7 protein-coding genes and 1 pseudogene are annotated in these 4,243 nt (G+C 40.9%); 7 read left to right on the forward strand and 1 reads right to left on the reverse strand.

The genetic code is table 11. From position 1 onward, the window contains the following. Positions 1 to 116: 116 nt before the first annotated feature. The 5 genes and pseudogenes from EAE89_RS24465 to EAE89_RS22330 form a co-directional block, all read left to right on the forward strand. Positions 117 to 590: pseudogene (locus EAE89_RS24465) on the forward strand (VENN motif pre-toxin domain-containing protein); the annotation flags it as partial. A 271-nt stretch (positions 591 to 861) separates the two neighbouring features. After that, positions 862 to 1,335, forward strand: coding sequence for a hypothetical protein (locus EAE89_RS22320; protein ID WP_110086564.1), 474 nt, complete (start codon positions 862 to 864; stop codon positions 1,333 to 1,335). Between the two features lie 104 nt (positions 1,336 to 1,439). Then, complete coding sequence (locus tag EAE89_RS23845; RefSeq protein WP_244866702.1) at positions 1,440 to 1,970, forward strand: hypothetical protein; 531 nt, start codon at positions 1,440 to 1,442, stop codon at positions 1,968 to 1,970. 53 nt (positions 1,971 to 2,023) lie between these two features. Then, positions 2,024 to 2,239: a hypothetical protein gene (locus EAE89_RS23850; protein WP_244866703.1), complete on the forward strand. Its 216-nt coding sequence runs from the start codon at positions 2,024 to 2,026 to the stop codon at positions 2,237 to 2,239. Then, positions 2,236 to 2,553: a hypothetical protein gene (locus EAE89_RS22330; RefSeq protein ID WP_214086604.1), complete on the forward strand. Its 318-nt coding sequence runs from the start codon at positions 2,236 to 2,238 to the stop codon at positions 2,551 to 2,553. Before EAE89_RS23850 ends, EAE89_RS22330 begins: the two co-directional genes overlap by 4 nt. A gap of 44 nt (positions 2,554 to 2,597) precedes the next feature. Here EAE89_RS22330 and EAE89_RS22335 read toward each other — a convergent pair whose 3' ends face one another. After that, complete coding sequence (locus EAE89_RS22335) at positions 2,598 to 2,708, reverse strand: SymE family type I addiction module toxin (protein ID WP_214086606.1); 111 nt, start codon at positions 2,706 to 2,708, stop codon at positions 2,598 to 2,600. An 11-nt stretch (positions 2,709 to 2,719) separates the two neighbouring features. Between EAE89_RS22335 and EAE89_RS22340 the strand changes: the two genes are divergently transcribed. Together EAE89_RS22340 and EAE89_RS22345 are read left to right on the forward strand one after the other, a co-directional pair. Then, positions 2,720 to 3,604: a hypothetical protein gene (locus EAE89_RS22340; RefSeq protein WP_339423548.1), complete on the forward strand. Its 885-nt coding sequence runs from the start codon at positions 2,720 to 2,722 to the stop codon at positions 3,602 to 3,604. Then, positions 3,604 to 3,912 carry a hypothetical protein gene (locus tag EAE89_RS22345; protein WP_244866704.1) on the forward strand — a complete coding sequence of 103 codons (309 nt, stop codon included), beginning with the start codon at positions 3,604 to 3,606 and terminating at the stop codon, positions 3,910 to 3,912. Before EAE89_RS22340 ends, EAE89_RS22345 begins: the two co-directional genes overlap by 1 nt. The last annotated feature ends 331 nt before the right edge of the window (positions 3,913 to 4,243 follow it).

The raw sequence follows: 4,243 nt of genomic DNA on the forward strand, positions 1-4,243 counted from the left end.
GCTATGGGAGGGACTATTGGTGGTATAGGATGTTGTTTTATATATTATCGCGAATATAACTCACGTAAATAGTGGAGCTAATCCTACCCCCTTGAATCGAGATTGTAATTTTTGTTATTGAGAATAACTATCTGAGCAGTAAGCAGATAGATGACTGGTCCGCTGAAATGAAATCCTGTCAGGTTAATGGTGGTGATTGCGGCAGGGTAATTAAAAAGTATGAAGAGTTAAGTACAGCCCAACAGCAACAGCTTATCAGCGACTGTGCAAGCAGTCCGGCGATTTGCCAGCAGAAATACGGTGGTGTACTGGCCGATAGCATGGCAGTGAAACAGGCTATTGATCGTGCGATGGGTGAAGATACCCCGATCAAAATGGTTTATGACCTGACAGCGACTTGGGCGCACCAGATGGATGCCGATGGTGTGATTGCCAGTAATAAAGTGTCTGAGCAGATCATGGCGAAATATGGTCTTGATCAGGTTCAGGCAGATATTATTGCAGGTGTGGCGTTAAGTGCGCTGGGTGGGGTGAGTAAGGCAACTAAAGGAAATATAAAACCTAAGCCTGATTACACCTTAAATAAAGATGGGGCGATGCTTGGAATTAATGGTCCAACTGTTCCAAGTAAAACCTTATGGATGGGAAAAGGAAAAGAGAGAATAGATGTTGAAAACCCTGCACCAGGAAAAAGAGCAGGTCAGATACACTATCAAGATAGCAATAATAATAAATATTATTATGACCCTATTACACAAACTTTCCCTGGAGCACCTAAAAGCGTAAATGACAAGTTGAATGATCCTGCTTTCAAAAATTCTATTGAAAAAGGCATGAAAAAGTATTTAGGGGAAAAATGATATGTTAATCAATAAATTAATGAGTGTTCAACTTGGAATGGTACATTGGGATGATATAGAGGAAATAAGCCTTTCATCGGAGCTCAATGAGATAGTTACTCAGGGTTTTGTTGAAATGGATGGGTGTTTTTTGTCCAAAAAATTACTTTCATATTGTCAATCTAATTCACCTAGTAATTTTGAGGATGAAATTGCTTTTGAGTGTTTTGTAAATTCTATTCATATGGAGGATTATGTAAATGAAAAACACTTTGAATATTCAATTGTTTTTAGTAATTCCGTAATTAATAAATGGAATAAAGACCATGCTGATAATTTGAATTTTATTATATCTCTGGATGATGAAACGCTATTGCCGACAATCAAATTTCATTTAAGAAGAGAAGGCGCTTCATGGTTAAATGAAGATAATCTTGATTCAAGTATTCAAGCAGTCTTAATAACCACGGATGAAATTACTTATAATAAAGTCTGATTCAGATAGTGGAGAATAACTATCTGAGCGTGAATGAGCTGGACAGTTTTGCGCACCAAGCCCGCACCTGTGAAGACGAAAGCTGCAAACAAGTGATCAAGGATATGGTAGACACTAATATCCGCAATCAGCAGGAAATGATGGATTTCTGCAACAGCAACCCGACCCAGTGTGCACAGAAGTACGGTTATCTGGTTGATCAGTGGCCGGTGTTTGAACGTACCCTCAAAAATATGGACCGGGATGGCACATTGCCGGTTGAGTTCAGAAATTACCTGTCGGCGGTGAATACGTTAGGTCAGGCGGCCACAGGCAAGGTAGGCGAACTCGGCTGGACAAAACGCTTTGAGGCGATGGGTATGAGTCAGGAGACTGCCGCTGCAATGGCGATGACGCTGCCTATTGTGATGGAGGGAGCCAAAGGGCCGAAATCATCGCCAACAACAAAGGGAAGCACAGGTGCGGTTGTTAATACAGAGAAAGCAGCGCTGGAAAAGATTGGGAAAAACAGTCAAGGCACAACGAATCTGGGTGATAAATCGGCTAATACTGTTTATCATCAACAGCTTATCAAAATGCTGAAAAGATATCTACCGCGAAACCAGGGCAACAAGTTGCTGCGCCAAGGGATCTGAATGAGCAAACTTTCTGGAAACAGGTTGAATCAAATCCGTCACAGGGAAGTAAATTGTTAGGTATGAATAAAGATCCCCGTTTTCCTACAGCGGCTGGTTTTCAGAAAATGGAAGCAAAACATAGGCTCCCTAATGGACAAACAATAACTATCCATTACCAGTACAACTCAAATACTGGTAAAGCCTATGACATGAAAATTACTACTCCTCAGAGAATCCAACAGGATCCTAAAAAGGTAATAGATTCAATAAAGGATAATGTTAAATGAAAATACAAGAATCAGATGGCTCTATTGTTGATGTTTTTGCCATATATTGGTTTGGTGATGAAACATATTTTTATGGGTTACCACCAAATTATGGAGGTTTACAGGCATATAAGTCTCATGAAGTCTCAGTTATCGATACAACGATAGGTTTTAAAACTGTTTTTTTCTCAAATGATGATGCTAAAAGTGTTCATCATTGGGCATTAATAGAAGAACAGTTGCTGGATGATCTACTTGAGTTAGATGAAACTGCTTATCAACGCTTTTTAGAAATCTTAAAGGCAGAAGGTAATATAGAACAGGATTTTTGTTAATTAGGCGTCCCGGTCAGTGGCCGGGAGCTCCCTGTTTTTAGCCGTCAGCCATTTTCAACGAGCCGGATAATCAACTGCCCCCGTTCAACGGTGATGTTTACTGCCTGTCCGGTGGTAAACCCGGCTTCTTCCAGCCAGTTGCCTTTAAGATGCAGGCTGGGATGCTGTGGAGAATAACTATCTGAGCGTGAATGAGCTGGACAGTTTTGCGCACCAAGCCCGCACCTGTGAAGGCGAAAGCTGCAAACAAGTGATCAAGGATATGGTAGACACTAATATCCGCAATCAGCAGGAAATGATGGATTTCTGCAACAGCAACCCGACCCAGTGTGCACAGAAGTATGGTTATCTGGTTGATCAATGGTCAGTGTTTGAACATACCCTCAAAAATATGGACCGGGATGGCACATTGCCGGTTGAGTTCAGAAATTACCTGTCGGCGGTGAATACGTTAGGTCAAGCTGCCACAGGCAAGGTAGGCGAACTCGGCTGGACAAAACACTTTGAAGCGATGGGCATGAGTCAGGAGACTGCCGCTGCGATGGCGATGACACTGCCCGTTATTGTTGAGAGCAGCAAAGGGCCGAAATCATCGCCAACAACAAAGGGAAGCACAGGTGCGGTTGTTAATACAGAGAAAACAGCGCTGGAAAAGATTGGGAAAAACAGTCAAGGCACAACGAATCTGGGTGATAAATCGGTTAATACTGTTTATCATCAACAGCTTATCAAAAATGCTGAAAAAATATCTACCGCGAAACCTGGGCAACAAGTTGCTGCGCCAAGGGATCTGAATGAGCAGATTTTATGGAATCAAGTTAAAGCTAATCCATCTTCAGGTGATCCACTTAGAGGAATGAATAAAGATCCTCGTTTCCCTACTGATGCAGGATTCCAGAAAATGCAAGTTACACATGAGTTACCAGACGGTTCAAATATAACCATCCATTATCAATATAACTCAACTACTGGTAAGGCTTATGATATGAAGATTACAACTCCTAAACGGCCTGAAATCCAACCTAAGCCTTCAATTACGGATAAAAAATGATGAAAATAAAAAAGTTCAAATCAGAAAAAATTATTGAAGTTTTTGCCATATATTGGTTCGGAGAAAAAACATACTTTTACGGTTTTGCTAAAGGTTATGACGGGCTGCTTAGTTATAATGCAGAGGAAGTAGAAATTATAGAGCCATCGTTATCTGGTGATTTTGTTTTCTTTGAAAATGGCATATTTTACAAGCCACTCATTGAAAAAAATATATTAGATGACCTGTTAGAAGCAGATCCAGTTGCTTATCAATGTTTTTTAGAAACATTAAAATCGGAAGGCAGAATAGAACAAGATTTTTGCTAACCCCAGATCCCAGCCCAAGTGAACTGCCCCCCAAATGTTAGACAATCATCCGACATTTAAAAGGGGCAGTTCACTACGTCCGGGAAAAGTGGCTTATCAGGCTAAAAAATCGGTCACGGTAAGGGTAGCTGGTAACGACTATTCCTACCGCGACCGATTGAGAAGACCCGCTTTGATTTAAGATTCAGCGCCTTTAATCTGTACTAGGCTGTGTCCCTTAATATCAATTAATAGTATTATTATCTGATTGATTTCGATGCAGGAACAAAATAGTGGCACGTTACGACATTTCTGATGATGCTTGGATATTGATAGAATCTTGTTTGCCCCC

Origin of the sequence: Photorhabdus heterorhabditis, assembly GCF_018448905.1 — a bacterium.
GTDB lineage: Bacteria > Pseudomonadota > Gammaproteobacteria > Enterobacterales > Enterobacteriaceae > Photorhabdus > Photorhabdus heterorhabditis.

Excerpts from the sequence above, each read along its gene's own strand:
- EAE89_RS22320 (WP_110086564.1), top strand. The coding sequence starts at position 862 with ATGTTAATCAATAAATTAATGAGTGTTCAACTTGGAATGGTACATTGG.
- EAE89_RS23845 (WP_244866702.1), top strand. The coding sequence starts at position 1,440 with ATGGTAGACACTAATATCCGCAATCAGCAGGAAATGATGGATTTCTGC.
- EAE89_RS22330 (WP_214086604.1), top strand. The coding sequence starts at position 2,236 with ATGAAAATACAAGAATCAGATGGCTCTATTGTTGATGTTTTTGCCATA.
- EAE89_RS22345 (WP_244866704.1), top strand. The coding sequence starts at position 3,604 with ATGAAAATAAAAAAGTTCAAATCAGAAAAAATTATTGAAGTTTTTGCC.